Here is a 19184-nt window from a genome sequence, read left to right as displayed (position 1 = left end):
TCAAAGGAACCTCATCCACCGAAGTGGACGGGGTATCAACTTCTGGCGTTGATTTTTGGCACGCTGTTGAGTTCTCAAGGAACGGACGCTTCCTTTGTACTCACCCTCGCGGGTTTTCCTCCGGGCGCTTCCTTCGTTTCCAACTCTACCAGATCATTTCCGCGCCCTGCTTCTCGAAAGTCGCAGTCTGCGGGGATTTGAATTCGGTGGCCGTTGGGGGCCTGTGCCTTTCGGCGCTCCACCACGTTAGCGCTTTTCCCTTGGGGCTCATAATCGGGCCGCCGGATTCGAATTCGGGCATGCCGAAATCGTCCCCGCCAGGGGCAAGTCGTAGGTAGTGGGTTTCGCCGCTCCGGGAGTCTGCGAACGCAGTGCCCGTTCAAGCGGCTCGGGCTACGTTAGGCGTCCGCCCGGGGCGAGTCAAGTTGAGCGGCGGCGTGGCGCGTGGGCCCGATACGGGCTGACCGTCGGGTCGTGGGTGATCCAGAAGCGGTACGGATGGTCCGCACCCGCTCCGCCCACTCCCGTGCGGGGGCCACTGCTCACCAGGTCGGGCGTGGTGGGCGTACCGGCGAGCAAGGACAGTGGGGAGTCGGGTCCGTCGCAGAGGTCGGTGCCGTCCAGGGACCGGTCGATGTCCAGGGCCGTGGCCAGACGGGCCGGGCCTTTGGCGAGTTCCCTGTCGTTTCTGGCGGAAAGTCGACGTTTGCGGGCCAGGTCCGCGCCCAGGGTGATCTCGCCGGCGCGGATGAGGACACCGCTCGCGTGGTCGGGCGGCCCGCACACCAGGTTCAGGCTGAACCACATGCCGTAGATGAAGTAGACGTACGCGTGTCCGGGCGGTCCGAACATCGACGCGTTGCGCGGGGTGCGGCCGCGGTAGGCGTGGGAGCCCGGGTCGGCCGCGCCCTCGTACGCCTCCACTTCCGTGATGCGTAGTTCCAGGGGGCCCTCGGGTGTGCGTCGGACCAGGGTGCGGCCGAGCAGTTCGGGGGCCACGGTGAGGACCGGGCGGTCGAAGAAGGACCGGGGCAGGGGCGTACGGTCGGGTCGCGCGCTCATCCGGTCGAGCGTACTGGAGGTCGCGCGCTTGCAACCGGGGCCTAGGGTTCCGCGTTTGTAGGGGTAGTCGCCCGAGGGCCGGGGTCATTGCCGGTGCCCTCACGTCACAGAGCTTCAAAGGGGAGTCAGAGCATGGGGTTCAGGAAGCTGTTCGCGGCGCTGGGTGCCGGTGGTGCCTCGGTGGACACCGTCATCACCGAGCCGAACGTCGTTCCGGGCGGGATCGTCCAGGGCGAGGTCCGGATCCAGGGCGGTTCGGTCGAGCAGCGGATCGAGGGGTTGTCGGTCGGACTCCAGGCACGGGTGGAGGTGGAGGGCGGTGACCAGGAGTACAAGCAGGACATCGTCTTCACGAAGCAGCGGCTGGGCGGCGCGTTCCAGGTGCAGCCGGGGGCGCTGCACGTGGTGCCGTTCGGGCTGGAGATCCCGTGGGAGACGCCGATCACCCACTTCGAGGGGCAGCACCTGCGGGGGATGAACATCGGGGTGAGCACGGAGCTGGAGATCGCGCGGGCGGTGGACGCGGGTGACCTGGACCCGATCAACGTGCATCCGGTGCCGGCGCAGCAGGCGATCTTGGACGCGTTCCGTCGGCTCGGGTTCTCGTTCCGCTCGGCGGACATGGAGCGCGGGCACATCCGGGGGACGCGGCAGACGCTGCCCTTCTACCAGGAGATCGAGTTCCTGCCGCCGTCGCAGTACCGGGGGCTGAACCAGGTGGAGCTGACGTTCGTCTCGGACGGACGCGAGATGGACGTCGTCCTGGAGATGGACAAGAAGCCCGGTCTCTTCTCCGAGGGCAGTGACACCTACCGCTGCTTCCAGGTGGGGCTGCAGTCGTACGAGGGGACCGACTGGGCGGCGTATCTGAACCAGTGGATCGCCTCCGTGGGTTCGCGGCGCAACTGGTTCTGAGGGATGTCTAGGCTCGGGGGCGGTACTGGCAAGCGATCAGGAGGTTCAGCAGTGGCCGAGCAGAGCAGGGCGCCGCTTCCGCACGACTTCCACCCGGATGTGCCCGAGTTCTCCGTGGTGAGTGATGACCTGGCGCCCGGCGCGGAGCTGGGGGAGGCGCAGGTCCAGTCGGCCGGAAACCGCTCGCCGCACCTGCGGTGGGAGGGGTTCCCGGAGGGTACGAAGAGTTTCGCGGTGACGTGCTTCGACCCGGACGCCCCGACGGGCAGCGGGTTCTGGCACTGGGTGCTCTTCGACATCCCGGCCTCGGTGACGGAGTTGCCGGCCGGTGCGGGCGGCGGGAAGTTCGAGGGGCTGCCGGCCGGGGCCGTGCACGTGCGCAACGACTACGGGTCGAAGGACTTCGGCGGGGCCGCGCCGCCGGCCGGGGAGCGGCACCGGTACGTGTTCACCGTGTACGCGGTGGACCGGGAGAAGCTCGGGCCCGGTTCGGACGTCTCGCCGGCGGTCGTCGGGTTCAATCTGCGGTTCCACACGTTGGGCCGTGCGCAGTTCATCGGTGAGTACGAGGCTCCGGCGGGCTGATCGTTTCCCGAGCGTTTGCCCGGTCCTGGTCTAAAGACGGCCAGGACCGGGCATTTTTATTGCGTTGTCCCGCGTGGCGCGCGCGGCCAGAGTGGTTCCGGGCCTTGCCGCCAGGGAGGTCGCGGGCCTGCACACGGGAGGTGGGCGAGATGCGGGACACGCTGGTGCTGAATGCGAGCTTCGAGCCGCTGTCGACGGTGACGTTGAACCGGGCTGTGGTGCTGGTGCTCCAGGACAAGGCCGTGGTCGAACAGTCGCATCCCGAACTGCGGGTCCGGGCGGCCACCATGGAGCTTCCGATGCCGCGGGTGATCAGGCTCTGCCGGTACGTCCGGGTGCCGTTCCGAAGACATGCTCCCTGGTCGCGGCGGGGGGTGCTGGCCCGCGACCAGCACCGGTGCGCGTACTGCGGGAAGCGTGCGACGACCGTGGACCACGTACTGCCGCGGGCCCAGGGGGGCGGGGACACCTGGCTGAACACGGTGGCGTCCTGTGCGGAGGACAACCACCGCAAGGCGGCCCGTACTCCGGAGGAGGCGGGGATGCCGTTGCTGCGCAAGCCGTTCGTTCCCTCGCCGGCGGACGCGATGTTGCTCGCCCTGGGTTCGGGTGGGCGCGAGGCGTTGCCGGAGTGGCTGGCCCGAACCGCCTAGCCGGTCCGGGTAGGCGGGTGCGCCGCGCTGCGTAGGTTCGCTACGCGGTTCAGCGGAGCAGCAGTTGGACGATGGCGATGAGGCCGACTGCCACGATGACGGCGCGGAGCACCGTCGGGGGCAGTCGGCGGCCGACCTTCGCGCCGATCTGGCCGCCGAGGGTGGAGCCGACGGCGATGAGGACCACGGCCGTCCAGTCGAAATCGGCGACGAAGAGGAAGAAGACGGCCGCGATGCCGTTGACGAGCGCGGCGACGACGTTCTTGACGGCGTTGATCCGTTGCAGGTCGTCGTGGAGCAGGAGCCCCATCAGGCCCAGATAGAGCACGCCTTGGGCGGCGCCGAAGTAGCCCCCGTAGGCGCTGGAGATCAGCATTCCGGTCAGCAGGGCGGGGCCGCCGTCGGGGTGGCCGGTATCGCCGCCCGCGGCTTCCTGGCGGGCGCGCAGGGCGGCGGCGAGGCGCGGCTGGAGGACGACGAGGACGAGGGCCAGTCCGATGAGGACCGGCACGATCGTGTTGAAGGAGTCCGACGGCAGGGTGAGGAGCAGGATCGCGCCGCCGAGTCCACCGACGAGGGAGACGGCGCCGAGGCGCATGACGCGGGCGCGCTGCCCCTTGAGTTCCTTGCGGTAGCCGATGGCGCCGCTGATCGATCCGGGTACGAGGCCGAGGGTGTTGGACACGTTGGCGGTGACCGGCGGCAGTCCCGTGGCGAGCAGGACGGGGAAGGTGATGAGGGTGCCGGAGCCGACGATGGTGTTGATGGTGCCGGCTCCGACACCTGCGGCGAAGACCGCGAGTGATTCCCAGGTGGACATGGACATTGCCATCCCCTTCGCATGAGTGGGTCGCCTCCCCGCCATGAAGGTCGGGGGGCCTCACTGATCATGCAGGAGGCGGCGGGCGGTCAGTCGATGGGGGGCTGTTCGCGGCGGTCGGCGGCGGCCTTGTCGGCCGCGCTGGCGCCGTCCTTGCCGGAACCGGCCGGGTTGAAGCCCGAACCGCCGCCCATGGGGCCGAAGTTGCCCATGGCTCCGGAGAGGCCCTTGAGGGCGTCACCGATCTCGCTCGGCACGATCCAGAGCTTGTTGGCGTCGCCCTCGGCGATCTTCGGGAGCATCTGGAGGTACTGGTAGGCGAGGAGCTTCTGGTCGGCGTCGCCGGCGTGGATGGACTCGAACACCGTACGGATGGCCTGGGCCTCGCCCTCGGCGCGCAGCGCGGCCGCCTTGGCGTCACCTTCGGCGCGCAGGATGGAGGACTGCTTCTCGCCTTCGGCGCGCAGGATCTCCGACTGGCGGACACCCTCGGCCTGGAGGATCGCGGCGCGCTTGTCGCGGTCTGCGCGCATCTGCTTCTCCATCGAGTCCTGGATGGAGGTCGGCGGCTCGATCGCCTTCAGTTCGACGCGGTTGACGCGGATGCCCCACTTGCCGGTGGCCTCGTCCAGGACGCCGCGCAGGGCGGCGTTGATCTCCTCGCGGGAGGTGAGGGTCCGCTCCAGGTCCATGCCGCCGATGATGTTGCGCAGGGTGGTGACGGTGAGCTGCTCGATGGCCTGGATGTAACTGGCGACCTCGTACGTCGCGGCCCGGGCGTCGGTCACCTGGTAGTAGATGACGGTGTCGATGTTGACGACCAGGTTGTCCTGGGTGATGACGGGCTGCGGCGGGAAGGGGACGACCTGTTCGCGGAGGTCGATCCGGTTGCGGATCGAGTCGATGAACGGGACGACGATGTTCAGCCCCGCGTTGAGGGTGCGGGTGTAGCGGCCGAACCGCTCGACGATGGCGGCGCTGGCCTGCGGGATCACCTGGATCGTCTTGACCAGTGCGATGAAGACCAGAACCACCAGAATGATCAGGACGATGATGATCGGTTGCATGCGGTTCCCCGTGCCCTTCCGGCTGTCTGTGCTGCCCCGTTGATCGGAGTCTCGCAGACCCTGGGCCCGCGAGTCGGGTGGTTGTCACATGACGACCGCGGTCGCTCCGTCGATGTCGACGACGTCGACGGACTCGCCCGGTTCGAAACTGGTGTCCGAGTCGAGGGTGCGCGCGGACCAGATCTCGCCGGCGAGTTTGATGCGGCCGCCGCCGGCGTCGACGCGTTCGAGGACGACCGCGCTCCGGCCCTTCAACGCGTCGATGCCGCTGCGGTGTTGGGGGCGCTGGTCGCGGTGGCGGTTGGCGAGGGGACGGACGACGGCGATGAGCGCGATCGACACGATCACGAACACCAGGACCTGGGCCACCACTCCCCCGCCGAGCGCGGCCGTCACGGCGGCGAGGGCCGCGCCGACGGCGAACATGCCGAACTCGGGCATCGCCGTGAGGACCAGGGGGATGCCCAGTCCGACCGCGCCGACGAGCCACCACACCCATGCGTCGATGTTGGTCACATGGTCATGGTAGGTCTGGCGGGCGCGGTCGGGACAGGGCGCGTGCGGCTGCCGCCGGGTCACAGCACTAGCGGAGCGGGAGGCCCTGGGCGGTCCAGCGGTCGCTGTCGTTGCGCTCCACCACGAGCGGGAGGCCGAAGCACAGCGAGAGGTTGCGGGAGGTCAGCTCCAGGTCGATGGGGCCGGCGGTGACGACCTTGCCCTGGCGGATCATCAGGACGTGCGTGAAGCCGGGCGCGATCTCCTCCACGTGGTGCGTGACCATGATCATGGACGGCGCGAGGGGGTCGCGGGCGAGCCGGCCCAGGCGCCGTACGAGGTCCTCGCGGCCACCGAGGTCGAGACCGGCGGCGGGCTCGTCGAGGAGCAGCAGCTCGGGGTCGGTCATCAGCGCGCGGGCGATCAGGGTGCGCTTGCGTTCGCCCTCGGAGAGGGTGCCGAACTTCCGGTCGAGGTAGTCCGTCATGCCGAGGCGGTCGAGGAACGCGCGGGCGCGCTGCTCGTCGATGTCCTCGTACTCCTCCTGCCAGGTCGCCGTCATGCCGTAGGCGGCGGTGAGGACGGTCTCCAGGACGGTCTGCCGCTTGGGGAGCTTGTCGGCCATCGCGATGCCGGCGACTCCGATCCGGGGGCGCAGGTCGAAGACGTTGACCTTGCCGAGGGTGCTGCCGAGGATGGTGGCCCCGCCCGCGGTGGGGAAGAGGTAGCTGGAGGCGACATTGAGCAGGGTGGTCTTCCCGGCGCCGTTGGGGCCGAGGATCACCCAGCGCTCCCCCTCCTTCACCGACCAGGAGACCTGGTCCACCAGCGCCCGGCCCTCGCGGACCACGGATACGTCCACCAGCTCCAGAACATCGCTCATGAGCGTGTTGTCTCCCCTTGCAGTCTCGGTTCGTCTGTGCACCGGTAGGCGCAGCCCCAGGGGAAAACCTACGCCACTGGCGGAGGGGTCCGGGCGCCAGGCCGGTCCCCCGGGCTGATCCGTAAAGTGGGGGGATGCTTTACGAACCACGTTCAGGGCGGCTGGCCGCCTGGGGGAACGCGCTGCTGGCCGGTCTGGTCTCGCCCGACGAGGCCGTGCTGTCGATCGTGGGTGAGGACGCCGTGCACCGGGTGGCGGGGCTGCCCGGGGAGTCCGGGCCGGTGGGGCTCACGTTGGCGCTGGGTCGGATGCGGGCGCTGGGGGTGACCGGGCTGCGGGTGGCGCTGCCGGCGCCGGGGCATCCGCTGGGGCTCAGCGGGCCGCCGGAGTTCAACGCGCGGGCGCTGGAGGCCGAGGAGGCGGTGGTCGCGGTGGGGGCGGCGCTGGGTCTGGTGCCGGAGGTGACGGAGGCGGGACCGGCCGGGGACGTGCACGTCGAGGTGGTCTGGCACTGCCTGCCGGTACGGGAGGCCCCGCCGGCGGACGTGCCGTCGCTCGGCGAGGCGGAGCGGGAGCTGGCGGAGGCGCTGCGCGAGGCGACGGTGGTGCTGACCCGGCTGGACGTGGCGGGGTCGGGACCGATGGCGGAGGCGGCGCTGTCGGCGTACCGGGCGCGGGCGGAGGCCGGGCAGGAGGTGCTGGCGCCGGGGTATCCGGCGCGGGCGGTCCGGGTGCTGGCGCTGGCGCAGCGGGTGGATCTGATGGTGTCGCTGGCGTACGAGAACGGGCACGGGGGCGCGGTGGCCGCCTCGGAGATGGCGGCGCGGGCCGAGGCCTTGCGGCCGGTGGAGCGGGTGGCGCGGCGGGCGCTGGTCGCGGCGTACAACGCGGCGGTGGAGGAGCGGGAGCGCGGCTGACCGCTCCCTCCGGGGGTGGACCGGTCCCTCCGGGGGGGGGGGGGAGGGCGGGTGCGGCGCCGTTGCGCTGCGCGGCCCCCGGCTGCGCCGGGCTTTTCGGGGCTCCGCCCCGGACCCCGCGCCTCAAACGCCGGCGAGGCTGTATGTGCGACGGGACGGCCCCGCTTCCGGGGAGAAGGGGAAGCGGGGCCGGTGGGACGGAGGGGTCAGGCGTTGATGCCCGTGTTGCCGAAGGCGGGGTTCAGCAGGCCGATCACGTTGACCGAGTTGCCCACCACGTTGAGGGGGATGTTCACGGGGGCCTGGACCAGGTTCCCCGAGGCCACGCCCGGCGAGTTCTGGGCCTCGCCCGCCGCCGACGCACCGCCGTGCGCCGAGGAGACACCCGCGCCGGCGGCCAGGAGGCCACCCGCGATCATGGTGATGGCAGTGGCCTTCTTGAAGTTCTTCACGTTCTTCTTTCCTCCAGTACGTCCGCCGTGGCCGGCCGCCGCGGCATGCATGGAGAACGGCCGATCCCCCGTCGGGATACGCCATGTGGGCGACATACACCCGACCGTATGAATCTCACACCGGTCCGCCCCGGGGGCTCAGGCGTCGACGATCCCGTGCCTGACCGCCCACAGGGCGGCCTGCGTGCGGTCGGAGAGGTCCAGTTTCATCAGGATGTTCGAGACGTGCGTCTTGACCGTCTTCTCGGACAGGACGAGCGCGCGGGCGATCTCCCGGTTCGCGCGGCCGTCCGCGATGAGGGAGAGGACCTCCCGTTCCCGGTCGGTCAGGGCGCCCGCGCGCGGTGAGGACGAGGGCTGGTCCTCCTGGGCGAGCAGGGCCTCCGCGACCTCCGGTTGGAGCAGGACGTGCCCCGCGTGGACGGAGCGGATGGCTCCCGCCAGGGCGTCGGGGTCGATGTCCTTGTAGACGTATCCGGCGGCTCCCGCCCGCAGGGCGGGCACCACCGTCCGCTGTTCGGTGAAGCTGGTGACGACCAGGACCCGCGCCGGGTTCGCGAGGTCGCGCAGCCGCCGCAGCGCCTCGATACCGTCGGTGCCCGGCATCTTGACGTCCATCAGGATCACGTCGGGGCGCAGCTCCTCGGCGCGGGCGATGCCCTCCTCGCCGTCCGCGGCCTCGCCGACGACCTCGATGTCCTCCTGGACCTCCAGGAAGGTGCGCAGTCCGCGCCGGACCACCTGGTGGTCGTCGACCAGCAGGACGCGGATAAGTGGGTCAGCCACCGGGGACCTCCATCTCGATCGTGGTGCCCGCTCCGGGCTCCGAGCGGACTTCGAGCCGGCCTCCGACGCCGCCGGCCCGGTCCCGCATGGAGACGAGGCCGAGGTGGCGGCCGGCGGTGCGGACGGCCCGGGGCGAGAAGCCGCGGCCGTTGTCGCGTACGGCCAGCAGCGCGCCGGCGGCGTGCCGGGTCAGGGCGACCTCGACCCGGTCGGCGCCCGAGTGCCGCAGGGCGTTGTGGAGGGCCTCCTGGGCGACGCGCAGGAGGGCTTCCTCCTGGCTCGCGGGCAGGGCCCGTATCCCGTCGCAGGTGAAGGTGACGTGTGCGGTGTGGGCGCGGTCCAGGACGCGGACGTGATCGCGCAGGGTCGCGACGAGCCCGTCCTCGTCGAGGGCCGCGGGGCGGAGCTCGGTGACGGCGGCGCGCAGTTCGTCGGCGGCTTCGGCGGCGAGGGCGGCGACCTGCTGGAGTTCGTCCTTGGCCCGGGCCGGGTCGCGGTCCACCAGGGCGGCGGCGGCCTGGGCGGTGAGGCGCAGGGAGAACAGCTTCTGGCTGACGGCGTCGTGCAGCTCGTGCGCGAGGCGGGAGCGTTCCTCGGCGATGGTGAGCTCGCGGCTGCGTTCGTAGAGGCGGGCGTTGGTGAGGGCGATCGCGGCGTGCTGGGCGAGGAGGGAGAGGAGTTCCTCGTCCTCGTCGGTGAACCCGCGGCCGCCGGGCGCGTCGTCCTTCTCGCCCTTGTCGACCTTGTCGTCGACCTTGCCGCCCTTGCCGCGCTTGTTCGTGAGGAAGAGGGCGCCGAGGGTCTCCTCGCCGTCCCGGATGGGCATGCCGAGGAAGTCGGACATGTCGGGGTGGGCGGCGGGCCAGCCGCCGAAGCGGGGATCCCGGCGTACGTCGGTGAGCCGCTCGGGGCCCTCGTCGTGGAGCATCGCGGCGAGGATGCCGTGCTGGCGGGGCAGTGGGCCGATGCTTCGCCACTGTTCGTCGCTGATGCCGTCCACGACGAACTGGGCGAACCCGCCGTGGTCGTCCGGGACGCCGAGGGCCGCGTATTCGGCGTCCAGGAGTTCGCGCGCGGAGACGACGATCGTCCGCAGGACGTCGTGGACCTCCAGGCGGCGGCTCATGGCCAGCAGCGCGGTACTGACGGCGGCCAGTCCGGTACAGGGTCCGTCGGGGTGCATGGGCTCACCGTACCGGCGGCCCTGACCTGCGGGATCGGTCCTCGGGCGTAGGTCGCGGGGACTCGTCCCGGTGGTCCGCGAGACGTTCGGGTCCGCGCATACGCGTCGGGTACGGGGGTACGGGGGCCCGCAGGGTGGTACCGCCGGGTGGGGGTCGGCTCGGTCTGCGGGGGGAGGCACGGGGCCTTCGCCTGCCACCCGAGGATGAGACCGTTCACCGAACGCATTGCAACGGCAACGCACGGTAAGGCCGTCGGTTGCCCGATGTGAGCCCCGGCATAGGACGCAGGTCACTTACGAAGCCGCCTAGTACGTGCGTAAAGGGGCTGTCAGCACTGCTCCGCCTAGCGGCGCCGGCGCGGACCGGGCGTGAGCGGGCGGCCCTGATCCACTAAGCGGGATCGTACGTCACACCTTTGCCATGCCTTTTTGCCACCGCTAAGAATGTCGACGTCGCACAGCGCCGCGGATCCCCGGATCCCGCGGCGCTTTCCTGCGGCCCCCGCTATTCGAAGAGGTTGCTCACGCATGTCCGAGACCAGCACCCCCGGCCACAGTCTTCGTCTGACCAAGGCCCAGAAGCTCTCCTTCGCCGGCATCGCCACCTTCGGCGCCGCCGCGCTCGCCTTCTCCCTCGTTCCGGCCGACGCCGCCGAGAAGAGCGGGACGACGGTCGCCCTCGCCCCCGTGGCGTGGACGAAGGTCGTGGACGGCGCCCAGACGAAGACCGTGCAGGCGCACCTCGGCACGCAGCTCGCCATCGCCGACAAGAACGCGAAGGCCAAGGTCGCGGCCGACGCCGCCGCCGCGGCGAAGAAGGCGCGCGAGCAGAAGGCCGCCGCCAGCCGGTCCGCCGTGCGCACCCCGGTCTTCGCGAACAACCTGGACGGCTGGATCAAGGAAGCCCTGTCCATCATGAAGCGCGAGGGCATCCCGGGCACCTACGCCGGCATCCACCGCAACATCATGCGTGAGTCCAGCGGCAACCCGCGGGCGATCAACAACTGGGACATCAACGCCCAGAACGGCATCCCGTCCAAGGGTCTCCTCCAGGTCATCCAGCCGACCTTCGCCGCCTACCACGTCAAGGGCACGAAGTTCGACCTGTACGACCCGGTCGCGAACATCGTCGCCGCCTGCAACTACGCGGCCGACCGCTACGGCTCGATGGACAACGTCAACAGCGCCTACTAGGACCCCGTCCGAACTGGTCCTGGCGGCTGAGCAGCCCCCCACGCGCCTCAGGGCGGCCCCCGGTGTTCCGGGTGCCGCCCTGAGGCGTTCTCGTTCGTGCGCGCTCGTGCGCGGTGCTTCGCGCGCGGGTCGTGCTACTTGCGCATGACCTCGGGCTCGTGGCGGCGCAGCAGGCGGGCCACCGCGAAGCCGCAGGCGACGCCGAGGGCCAGCAGGACGAAGATGTCCAGGAACCACTGGCCGGCGCTCGGGTCCCACAGGGGGTCGGTGTTGGTGGGGTTCTCCGGATCCCACGGCGCCATCAGCTTGCCGAGGTTCAGGGTGGTGCCGGCGGCGGCGACGGCCCAACGCGACGGCATCAGCCAGGCGAACTGCTCCAGGCCGATCTTGTCGTAGAGCTGGAAGAGGATGCCGGTGAAGACGACCTGGACGATCGCGAACATGACCAGCAGCGGCATGGTCTTCTCGGCGGTCTTCACCAGCGAGGAGATCACCAGGCCGAACATCATGGCGGTGAAGCCGAGCGAGGTGACCGCGATGCAGAGCTCGACCGCGGGGGGCATGAACAAGCCCTCGGCCGGCAGCTTGCGGGGGGTGAAGCCGATGGCGCAGATGATCACGCCCTGGATGGCCGTGATGAGGCCGAGGACGATCACCTTCGACATGAGGTACGCCGACCGGGACAGGCCCGTCGCACGTTCCCGCTCGTAGATGACCCGTTCCTTGATCAGTTCACGGACGGAGTTCGCCGCTCCCGAGAAGCACATGCCGACGCTGAGGATCAGCATGATCGTGCCCGCGTCGCCGTTGAAGCGGCTCGGCGGCGTCGGCGGGGCGAGGCCGAATTTCGCGGGGATCACGACGGAGACGATGCCGAGGACCGCGGGCAGGAGCACCATCAGCGCCAGGAAGCCCTTGTCCGAGGCGATAACCGAGACGTAGCGGCGGATCAGCGTCCACAGCTGTGATCCCCAGCCCTGCGGCTTCGGCGGGTTCATCTGCTGCTGCGAGGGCATCGCGACCGACTGGGGCGCCACCGCGTCGATGTCGGCGGCGTAGAGCTGGTAGTGCTGCGAGCCCTTCCAGCGGCCGGCCCAGTCGTAGTCGCGGAAGTTCTCGAAGGCGGAGAACACGTCGGCCCAGGTGGAGTAGCCGAAGAAGTTCAGCGCCTCGGCCGGCGGGCCGAAGTAGGCGACCGAACCGCCCGGGGCCATGACCAGCAGCTTGTCGCAGATGGACAGCTCGGCCACCGAGTGCGTGACGACGAGGACGGTGCGGCCGTCGTCGGCGAGGCCGCGCAGGAGCTGCATGACGTCGCGGTCCATGCCCGGGTCGAGGCCGGAGGTGGGCTCGTCGAGGAAGATCAGGGACGGCTTGGTGAGCAGCTCCAGGGCGACGGACACGCGCTTGCGCTGACCACCCGACAGCGAGGTGATCTTCTTGTCCTTGTGGATGTCGAGCTTGAGCTCGCGCAGCACCTCGTCGATGCGGGCCGCGCGCTCGGACTCGGCGGTGTCGCCGGGGAAGCGGAGCTTGGCCGCGTACTTGAGGGCCGTGCTGACCTTGAGTTCCTTGTGCAGGATGTCGTCCTGCGGGACCAGGCCGATGCGCTGGCGGAGTTCCGCGAACTGCTTGTACAGGTTGCGGTTGTCGTAGAGGACGTCGCCCTGGTTGGCGGGCCGGTAGCCGGTGAGCGCCTTGAGCAGGGTCGACTTGCCGGAGCCGGAGGGGCCGATGACGCCGATGAGCGACTTCTCCGGGACGCCGAAGGTGACGTCCTTGAGGATCTGCTTGCCGCCGTCGACGGTGACGGTGAGGTGGCGGGCCGAGAAGGAGACGTCGCCGGTGTCGACGAACTCCTCCAGCCGGTCCCCGACGATCCGGAACGTCGAGTGGCCGACGCCGACGATGTCGTTCGGGCCGAGCAGCGCGGTGCCGGACTTGGGCAGCGGCTGGCCGTTGACGTAGGTGCCGTTGTGGCTGCCGAGGTCGTGGATCTCGAAGCGGCCGCCGGTGGAGCGGAACTCCGCGTGGTGGCGCGAGACCTGGAGGTCCGAGACGACGAGCTCGTTCTCCAGGGCACGACCGATGCGCATGACGCGGCCGACGTCGATCTGGTGGAACGTCGTCGGGCTGCGGTCGCCGTACCCGGGGGCCGCGGCCTGCGCCGGCTGGGCGCCGCCGCCCTGCTGCTGCGGGAAGTGCGGCTGGGCCTGCTGCTGCGGGAAGTGCTGCGGCTGCTGCTGCGGCTGGACCTGCTGCTGCCAGGCCTGCTGCGGCTGCTGGGGCGGTGCCTCGTACGCGGGGGCCTGCCCCTGGTACGCGGGCGCCGTGGCGGCCGCCGCGACGGCGGCGCTCGGATTCAGCCGCGGCCCGTCGGTCGCGTTGCCGAGGTGGACCGGCGTACCGGGCACGAGTTCGGTCGCTTGGACCCGACTCCCGTGCACATAGGTGCCGTTGGTGCTGCCGTGGTCCTCAAGGCTCCAACCACGGCCGTTCCAGGCGATGGTGGCGTGCCGCCACGACACCCGGGCGTCATCGATCACCATGTCTCCCTGGGGATCGCGCCCCAGCGAGTACGACCTGGACGGATCGAGCGTCCAGGTCCTGCCATTCAATTCCAGTACGAGTTCCGGCACTCCAGCCCCACTTAAGTCCCCCGAGAATCCCCCTGGCGTCAGGGAGTCCGACGTCAGGGAGTCTAGGGATGGCGAACATCCGGGGGAACTATTTCAGGCCCGGGCCCACATGTGGAATCGGGGCCGTGCCGGGCGTACACGTAGGGGCGCAGACCGGTCGAAAGCCACCAGGAGAGCCCCGTACGGGACGGTGTGCCGGGACACTCCCACGCCACGTCCGGATGGCGCGCGGGAGAACGTGCGGGGAAGCTTGTGACCGCTGGGTGGGACGGGGGTCCTGGTCCGGGAGTGGCCAAGATACGGTGAGAGGACCATGAGCGCATCGCAGACCTCCGAGGTCCCCACCCTCCTCGTCAAGATCTTCGGCAAGGACCGTCCCGGGATCACCGCCGGGCTGTTCGACACCCTGGCCGCCTACTCCGTCGACGTGGTCGACATCGAGCAGGTCGTCACCCGTGGCCGCATCGTCCTGTGCGCCCTCGTCACCATGCCCGTCGGCGGCACCGAAGGCGAGCTGCGGGCCACCGTCCACAGCTGGGCCGAGTCGCTCAAGATGCAGGCCGAGATCCTCTCCGGGACCGGCGACAACCGGCCGCGCGGCAGTGGTCGCTCGCACGTGACCGTGCTGGGCCACCCGCTGACGGCCGAGTCGACGGCGGCCATAGCGGCCCGGATCACCGGTACGGGCGGCAACATCGACCGCATCTTCCGCCTGGCGAAGTATCCGGTGACGGCCGTGGAATTCGCCGTCTCCGGTGCGGAGACCGAGCCGCTTCGGACCGCGCTGGCGACCGCCGCCGCACAGATCGGCGTCGACGTGGCGGTGGTGTCGGCGGGACTGCACCGCCGGGCGCAGCGCCTGGTCGTGATGGACGTGGACTCGACGCTGATCCAGGACGAGGTCATCGAGCTGTTCGCGGCGCACGCCGGCTGCGAGGCCGAGGTCGCCGAGGTCACCGAGCGGGCGATGCGCGGTGAGCTCGACTTCGAGCAGTCGTTGCACGCGCGGGTCGCGCTGCTGGCGGGGTTGGACGCCTCCGTCGTGGACAAGGTGCGCTCCGAGGTGCGCCTCACCCCGGGGGCCCGGACCCTGATCCGGACGCTCAAGATGCTCGGCTACCAGGTCGGGGTGGTCTCGGGCGGGTTCACGCAGGTCACGGACGACCTGCGGGAGCGGCTCGGCTTGGACTTCGCCTCGGCGAACGTGTTGGAGATCGTCGACGGCAAGCTGACCGGCCGGGTCACGGGCGAGATCGTGGACCGGGCGGGCAAGGCCCGGCTGCTGCGCCGTTTCGCGGCGGAGGCCGGCGTACCGCTGGCCCAGACCGTGGCGATCGGTGACGGCGCCAACGACCTGGACATGCTGAACGCGGCCGGGCTGGGGGTGGCCTTCAACGCCAAGCCGGTGGTCCGTGAGGCCGCGGACACGGCGGTGAACGTGCCGTTCCTGGACGCGGTGCTGTATCTGCTCGGCATCACGCGTGAGGAAGTGGAAGCCGCCGACCTGGCCTGACGGGCCCCTGCGACACCCGCACCGGGCCCGGCCGGCGGGAGAGGGCCGGGCGCACGGCGTCAGCGGGTCGTCGAGGGCGGTCGCGGTGGCCGGGTGGGTCAGTGGTCCGCAGGGGTCCAGAAGTCGAGCAGGGTGCCCACGCCGTGTTCCACGGACTTCCAGGTACCGGTGAAGGAGACCACGGCGAGGGCCGCGGTGGGGAAGCCGGTGCGGCTCATCCGCTGGAGCGTGTCCCCCTGGGCCGTCGCGGACAGGGCGTCGGCGAGGGCGTGCATCCCCGGGTTGTGGCCGATGACCAGCAGGTCGGCCACATCGTCGGGGGTCTCGTTCAGCAGGGCGATGAGCTCGCCCGGCGAGGCGTCGTAGAGGCGCTCCTCGTACGTGGTCTTCGGCCGGTGCGGGAGCTCCTGGACGGCGAGCTTCCAGGTCTCGCGGGTCCGGGCGGCGGTCGAGCAGAGGGCCAGGTCGAAGTCGATGCCGGTCTGGGCCAGCTTGCGGCCGGCGGCCGGGGCGTCGTGTCGGCCGCGTTCCGCCAGCGGGCGTTCGTGGTCTGTGCCGTCCGACCATTCGGCCTTGGCGTGCCGGAGGAGGACGATCCTGCGGGGTGTGTCGGCGCTCATGAAGCCCAGCTTCGCATGAAACGAGCCATGGGGCGCGGGGTGTTGAGGGGTTCCCGGCCGGGGTGCGGCGCCGCCTTGCGCCCCCTGTGCGCCCCGGCGTGCGCCGGTCAGCCGACCGCGCGCAGGAGCTGTGCGGTGACGTGGACGAGGGAGGGGCCTTCGCCGCTCACGGCGTGTGCCTCGCCGGATCCCGCGAGGAGCAGCAGCAGGAGGCAGAAGGCGAGCGCGGGCAGCGCCAGCGCCCACCAGTGCAGCCGGGCGTCGGCGCCCGTACCGGCGGTGCGGGTGCGACGGCGGGGGCCGGACGGGGTGTGCGTGGGGGCCGACATGGCCGCCTCCGTGGGTGTGCGGTGGGACTGGCTCGCGGTGTCGAATCTATGGATTCGACACCGCCGCTCCCATCCGGGGCACACCCCAGATCACCCTGAGCCTGACCCCCTAGGGGTACGGGGGTTGTCCCTACCCCGGGCCCCCGAGGGCGGTCGTCAGGGGGAGACGACGGAGGCGAGGACGGCGATGACGACGGTCACGAGGAGCATCGCGCCGAGCACGAGGCCGAGCTTCTTGTGTCCGTTCTGGGGGTTCGGTTCGAGTACGGGTGACATGCCGCTCAGTCTCCCATGCCGCATTCGCCCTCGATCGTGCGGTCCCGCCCGGCGAGCACGCCGAGCCCGATCTGCGGGACCAGCAGCCCGGCCATGAGCGCCAACGGCAGGTCCCAGCCGCCGCTGTGCTGGTACAGCGCGCCGATGAGCAGCGGGCCGGGGATGGAGATCAGGTAGCCGGTGCTCTGGGCGAAGGCGGAGAGCTTGACGACCCCGGCGGGTGACTTGGCGCGCAGTCCGATCATGGTGATGACGAGCGGGAAGGCGCAGTTGGAGACGCCGAGCAGGAGTGCCCAGGCCCAGGCGCCGGCCGCCGGGGCGAGCCAGAGGCCGGCGTACCCGAGGAAGCCGAAGAGGCCGAGGGCGACGGCGATGGGTCCCTGGTGGCGCATCCGGCCGGCGAGGCGGGGGATCACGAAGGCGAGCGGGACGCCCATGAACATGGTGGCGGCGAGCAGTACGCCGGCGGTGGAGGCGGAGACCCCGGCGTCACGGAAGATCTGCGCGAGCCAGCCCATGGTGACGTAGGCGCCGGTGGCCTGGAGGCCGAAGTAGCCGGCCAGGGCCCAGGCGGTGCGGCTGCGCACGACGCGCGGGCCGGTGCCGGGGGCCGCCGCGGGGCCGGCGTCCCGGGCGCGGCGGGCCGCCGCGGCGATGGGCAGCCAGGGCAGCACGGCGGCGAGGGCGAGGACCGCCCAGACCAGCAGGCCGGTGCGCCAGTCGCCCCCGAGGGCGGAGGTGAGCGGGACGGTCACGGCGGCGGCGAGGGAGGTGCCGGCGGCCAGGGCCATGGAGTAGAGGCCGGTCATGGTACCGACCCGGTCCGGGAACCAGCGCTTGATGATCACCGGGAGCAGCACGTTGGTCAGCGCTATGCCGGCCAGGGACAGGGCGCTGGCCGCGAGGAACCCGGCGGCGTTGTGGGCGAAGGGCCGGATCAGCAGGCCCGCTGCGACGGCGGCCATGCCGGCGCAGACGACCGCGGCCGGTCCGAAGCGGCGGGAGAGGCGGGGCGCGGTGATGCCGAAGACGGCGAAGCAGAGGGCCGGGACCGAGGTGACGAGTCCGGCGACGGTGCCGCTCATGCCGAGACCGGTACGGGTCTCCTCGAAGAGGGCGCCGAGGCTGGTGATGGCGGGCCGCAGGTTGAGGGCGGCGAGCACGATGCCGACGATGAGCACCGGCCCGAGCCATGCCGGCTCGGGGGTGGCGGGGGCGGTGGCCGGCTGCGGGGGCGCCGTGCGGGCGCCCTGGGGCCGGTTCACGGTCTGGACCTCATCCTGGGACATTGCTCCATCATAGAATCATGGGATGATTGGTTGTCCAGTCCCCGACCGTCGCCTCCGCGGACGACGCGTCGAACGTCCCGAGAGGACCCCGCCCGCATGCCGCTGACCTCGCCCCGGCGATCCGCGCTCGTCGATCAGGTGATCGCCCAGCTCCGGAACCAGATCACCTCCGGCGAGTGGCCGGTGGGCTCGCGCATCCCGACGGAACCCGAGCTGGTCGAGCTGCTGGGCGTCGCCCGCAACACGGTCCGGGAGGCCGTCCGGGCGCTCGCCCACAACGGCCTGCTCGACATCCGCCAGGGTTCGGGTACGTACGTGCTCGCCACCAGCGAGCTGGCCGGGGTGATGCACCGGCGCTTCGCCGCGGCCGACCCCCGGCACATCGCGGAGCTGCGCTCGACGCTGGAGTCCTCGGCGGCGCGGTTGGCGGCGCAGCGGCGCACCGAACGGGACCTCGCCCAGCTGGACGCGCTGCTGGCCCGGCGTGAGGAGGCGTGGTGCAGCGGGGACAAGGAGCTGTTCGTCGCGGCGGACGTCAGCCTGCACATGGCGGTGGTGGCGGCCTCGCACAACGAGGTGCTGGTCGGCCTCTACGCGGACCTGGGCGACCTGGTGGCCGACTGGCTGCGGACGGATGTCGGGCCCGAGCTGAGTCCGCAGACGCACCTGGACCACGCCCGGTTGGTCGAGGCGATCCGGCGCGGGGACGCGGAGACTGCCGCGTCGGAGGCCGCGGGGTACCCCTTCGCCTGCCGCCGCGAGCGGTAGCGGTCGGTCAGCCGGGCTCGTGGCTCACCCAGGCCGAGCGGACCTCCTTCCAGCACCGGCCGTCGAGCTCGACCCGGCCGGCGGGCCCGACGGCGACGGCCGCGCCGTCACCGTCGATGTCCCACCACTGGTCGCATTCGACGTGCAGCCGCACCAGGTCGGTCCGCGGGAACCTGTTCTGGCAGTACGCCGTCACCTGTGACGCCTCGATCACGGTGTCGCAGTCGGCGCCGAACAGCTCGCGGGCGGGCGGCGCGGACTGCGCGGGCGGCTCCGCGGGGATCTCGGCCGGGTCCACGACGGCGACGTCCCCCTTCGCTGGAACTCCCGGCGCGGGCTCGCCGCCGGCCGGCTGCGCGGCGGCTCCGGGGATCGCGACGGCTCCGGGGATCAGGAGGGCGGCCAGGGCCACCGAGGTGACCAGCAGTGACATCGTCCGGCTCGGCCTCGCGCCCACGCCCGTACCTCCTCCCCGAAGGACCCGGGAAGATCCCGGCTCGGTCAGTTTGCAGGCATGTGTCCCGGTTTTCGACTCGGGAAGATCCGGTCGGCCGACGAACGTCCGCTCGACCGGCGCGCGCGCAGCCCGTGAAACCCCGCGCCCCACGGGCCGAAACGGCGGTGGCCGCGCCGCCCCCGCGGGGAGCCGGGCCCCCCCCCGACGGGCCGTACGGGCCGGGGAGGGGCGCCGGGCCGCCCGGGCGGGCCCCAGGGGCGGAACCCATGGGCCCACCCGAG

General features: G+C 71.2%; 22 protein-coding genes. 8 read left to right on the top strand and 14 right to left on the bottom strand.

Annotated elements, in window-relative coordinates:
• The coding region (locus tag ACFVXJ_RS21990; RefSeq protein WP_389663911.1) for a hypothetical protein at nucleotides 1–201 on the top strand (201 nt) is incomplete at its 5' end.
• A 219-nt stretch (nucleotides 202–420) separates the two neighbouring features.
• On the opposite strand, the gene ACFVXJ_RS21985 is transcribed toward ACFVXJ_RS21990, so the two are convergent.
• A complete protein-coding gene (locus ACFVXJ_RS21985) occupies nucleotides 421–1062 on the bottom strand; it encodes a DNA-3-methyladenine glycosylase (RefSeq protein ID WP_389663909.1) in 642 nt (213 codons plus the stop codon).
• Between the two features lie 132 nt (nucleotides 1063–1194).
• Between ACFVXJ_RS21985 and ACFVXJ_RS21980 the strand changes: the two genes are divergently transcribed.
• The 3 genes from ACFVXJ_RS21980 (at nucleotide 1195) to ACFVXJ_RS21970 (ending at nucleotide 3215) form a co-directional block, all read left to right on the top strand.
• Nucleotides 1195–1977, top strand: a complete 783-nt coding sequence (locus ACFVXJ_RS21980) for a sporulation protein (RefSeq protein WP_389663908.1) — start codon at nucleotides 1195–1197, stop codon at nucleotides 1975–1977.
• A gap of 51 nt (nucleotides 1978–2028) precedes the next feature.
• Nucleotides 2029–2562, top strand: coding sequence for a YbhB/YbcL family Raf kinase inhibitor-like protein (locus ACFVXJ_RS21975; protein WP_389663907.1), 534 nt, complete (start codon nucleotides 2029–2031; stop codon nucleotides 2560–2562).
• A 149-nt stretch (nucleotides 2563–2711) separates the two neighbouring features.
• Nucleotides 2712–3215 (top strand): HNH endonuclease, encoded by a 504-nt coding sequence (locus ACFVXJ_RS21970; RefSeq protein ID WP_361319412.1) that lies wholly within the window; start codon nucleotides 2712–2714, stop codon nucleotides 3213–3215.
• 49 nt (nucleotides 3216–3264) lie between these two features.
• Here ACFVXJ_RS21970 and ACFVXJ_RS21965 read toward each other — a convergent pair whose 3' ends face one another.
• The 4 genes from ACFVXJ_RS21965 to ACFVXJ_RS21950 form a co-directional block, all read right to left on the bottom strand.
• Nucleotides 3265–4035, bottom strand: coding sequence for a sulfite exporter TauE/SafE family protein (locus ACFVXJ_RS21965; RefSeq protein ID WP_389663929.1), 771 nt, complete (start codon nucleotides 4033–4035; stop codon nucleotides 3265–3267).
• Between the two features lie 89 nt (nucleotides 4036–4124).
• A complete protein-coding gene (locus ACFVXJ_RS21960) occupies nucleotides 4125–5102 on the bottom strand; it encodes an SPFH domain-containing protein (protein WP_329194115.1) in 978 nt (325 codons plus the stop codon).
• An 84-nt stretch (nucleotides 5103–5186) separates the two neighbouring features.
• Nucleotides 5187–5618, bottom strand: coding sequence for an NfeD family protein (locus ACFVXJ_RS21955; RefSeq protein WP_389663904.1), 432 nt, complete (start codon nucleotides 5616–5618; stop codon nucleotides 5187–5189).
• A 67-nt stretch (nucleotides 5619–5685) separates the two neighbouring features.
• Entirely contained in the window at nucleotides 5686–6480 is a 795-nt protein-coding gene (locus ACFVXJ_RS21950; protein ID WP_329194120.1) for an ABC transporter ATP-binding protein, read from the bottom strand.
• Nucleotides 6481–6614: 134 nt separating this feature from the next.
• On the opposite strand from ACFVXJ_RS21950, the gene ACFVXJ_RS21945 reads away from it, so the two are divergent.
• A complete protein-coding gene (locus ACFVXJ_RS21945; protein ID WP_389663902.1) occupies nucleotides 6615–7397 on the top strand; it encodes a hypothetical protein in 783 nt (260 codons plus the stop codon).
• 206 nt (nucleotides 7398–7603) lie between these two features.
• On the opposite strand, the gene ACFVXJ_RS21940 is transcribed toward ACFVXJ_RS21945, so the two are convergent.
• The 3 genes from ACFVXJ_RS21940 to ACFVXJ_RS21930 form a co-directional block, all read right to left on the bottom strand.
• Nucleotides 7604–7849 carry a chaplin gene (locus tag ACFVXJ_RS21940; protein WP_389663900.1) on the bottom strand — a complete coding sequence of 82 codons (246 nt, stop codon included), beginning with the start codon at nucleotides 7847–7849 and terminating at the stop codon, nucleotides 7604–7606.
• Between the two features lie 138 nt (nucleotides 7850–7987).
• A complete protein-coding gene (locus tag ACFVXJ_RS21935; protein ID WP_389663899.1) occupies nucleotides 7988–8635 on the bottom strand; it encodes a response regulator in 648 nt (215 codons plus the stop codon).
• Complete coding sequence (locus ACFVXJ_RS21930; protein ID WP_389663897.1) at nucleotides 8628–9818, bottom strand: GAF domain-containing sensor histidine kinase; 1191 nt, start codon at nucleotides 9816–9818, stop codon at nucleotides 8628–8630. The genes ACFVXJ_RS21935 and ACFVXJ_RS21930 overlap by 8 nt, the downstream gene beginning before the upstream one ends.
• Before the next feature lie 528 nt (nucleotides 9819–10346).
• Between ACFVXJ_RS21930 and ACFVXJ_RS21925 the strand changes: the two genes are divergently transcribed.
• Nucleotides 10347–11012 carry a transglycosylase SLT domain-containing protein gene (locus ACFVXJ_RS21925; RefSeq protein WP_389663896.1) on the top strand — a complete coding sequence of 222 codons (666 nt, stop codon included), beginning with the start codon at nucleotides 10347–10349 and terminating at the stop codon, nucleotides 11010–11012.
• Between the two features lie 134 nt (nucleotides 11013–11146).
• Here ACFVXJ_RS21925 and ACFVXJ_RS21920 read toward each other — a convergent pair whose 3' ends face one another.
• Nucleotides 11147–13651 carry an FHA domain-containing protein gene (locus ACFVXJ_RS21920; RefSeq protein ID WP_389663894.1) on the bottom strand — a complete coding sequence of 835 codons (2505 nt, stop codon included), beginning with the start codon at nucleotides 13649–13651 and terminating at the stop codon, nucleotides 11147–11149.
• Nucleotides 13652–13964: 313 nt separating this feature from the next.
• On the opposite strand from ACFVXJ_RS21920, the gene serB reads away from it, so the two are divergent.
• Nucleotides 13965–15164, top strand: coding sequence for a phosphoserine phosphatase SerB (serB, locus tag ACFVXJ_RS21915; RefSeq protein ID WP_389663892.1), 1200 nt, complete (start codon nucleotides 13965–13967; stop codon nucleotides 15162–15164).
• A gap of 98 nt (nucleotides 15165–15262) precedes the next feature.
• Here serB and ACFVXJ_RS21910 read toward each other — a convergent pair whose 3' ends face one another.
• The 4 genes from ACFVXJ_RS21910 to ACFVXJ_RS21895 form a co-directional block, all read right to left on the bottom strand.
• Entirely contained in the window at nucleotides 15263–15784 is a 522-nt protein-coding gene (locus ACFVXJ_RS21910; protein WP_389663890.1) for a SixA phosphatase family protein, read from the bottom strand.
• 107 nt (nucleotides 15785–15891) lie between these two features.
• The gene (locus tag ACFVXJ_RS21905; RefSeq protein WP_389663889.1) at nucleotides 15892–16113 is read right to left on the bottom strand and encodes a hypothetical protein; all 222 of its coding nucleotides are present in this window, start codon (nucleotides 16111–16113) and stop codon (nucleotides 15892–15894) included.
• 156 nt (nucleotides 16114–16269) lie between these two features.
• Nucleotides 16270–16389 carry an SGM_5486 family transporter-associated protein gene (locus ACFVXJ_RS21900; protein ID WP_389663887.1) on the bottom strand — a complete coding sequence of 40 codons (120 nt, stop codon included), beginning with the start codon at nucleotides 16387–16389 and terminating at the stop codon, nucleotides 16270–16272.
• A gap of 5 nt (nucleotides 16390–16394) precedes the next feature.
• Nucleotides 16395–17678 carry a CynX/NimT family MFS transporter gene (locus ACFVXJ_RS21895; protein ID WP_389663885.1) on the bottom strand — a complete coding sequence of 428 codons (1284 nt, stop codon included), beginning with the start codon at nucleotides 17676–17678 and terminating at the stop codon, nucleotides 16395–16397.
• A 96-nt stretch (nucleotides 17679–17774) separates the two neighbouring features.
• On the opposite strand from ACFVXJ_RS21895, the gene ACFVXJ_RS21890 reads away from it, so the two are divergent.
• Nucleotides 17775–18446: a FadR/GntR family transcriptional regulator gene (locus tag ACFVXJ_RS21890; protein WP_389663883.1), complete on the top strand. Its 672-nt coding sequence runs from the start codon at nucleotides 17775–17777 to the stop codon at nucleotides 18444–18446.
• Nucleotides 18447–18453: 7 nt separating this feature from the next.
• On the opposite strand, the gene ACFVXJ_RS21885 is transcribed toward ACFVXJ_RS21890, so the two are convergent.
• Entirely contained in the window at nucleotides 18454–18879 is a 426-nt protein-coding gene (locus ACFVXJ_RS21885) for a hypothetical protein (RefSeq protein ID WP_389663927.1), read from the bottom strand.
• Between the last annotated feature and the right edge of the window lie 305 nt (nucleotides 18880–19184).

The organism is Streptomyces sp. NPDC058279, from assembly GCF_042881255.1.
GTDB lineage: Bacteria > Actinomycetota > Actinomycetes > Streptomycetales > Streptomycetaceae > Streptomyces.
This window is presented reverse-complemented; position numbering and strand designations above follow the sequence as displayed.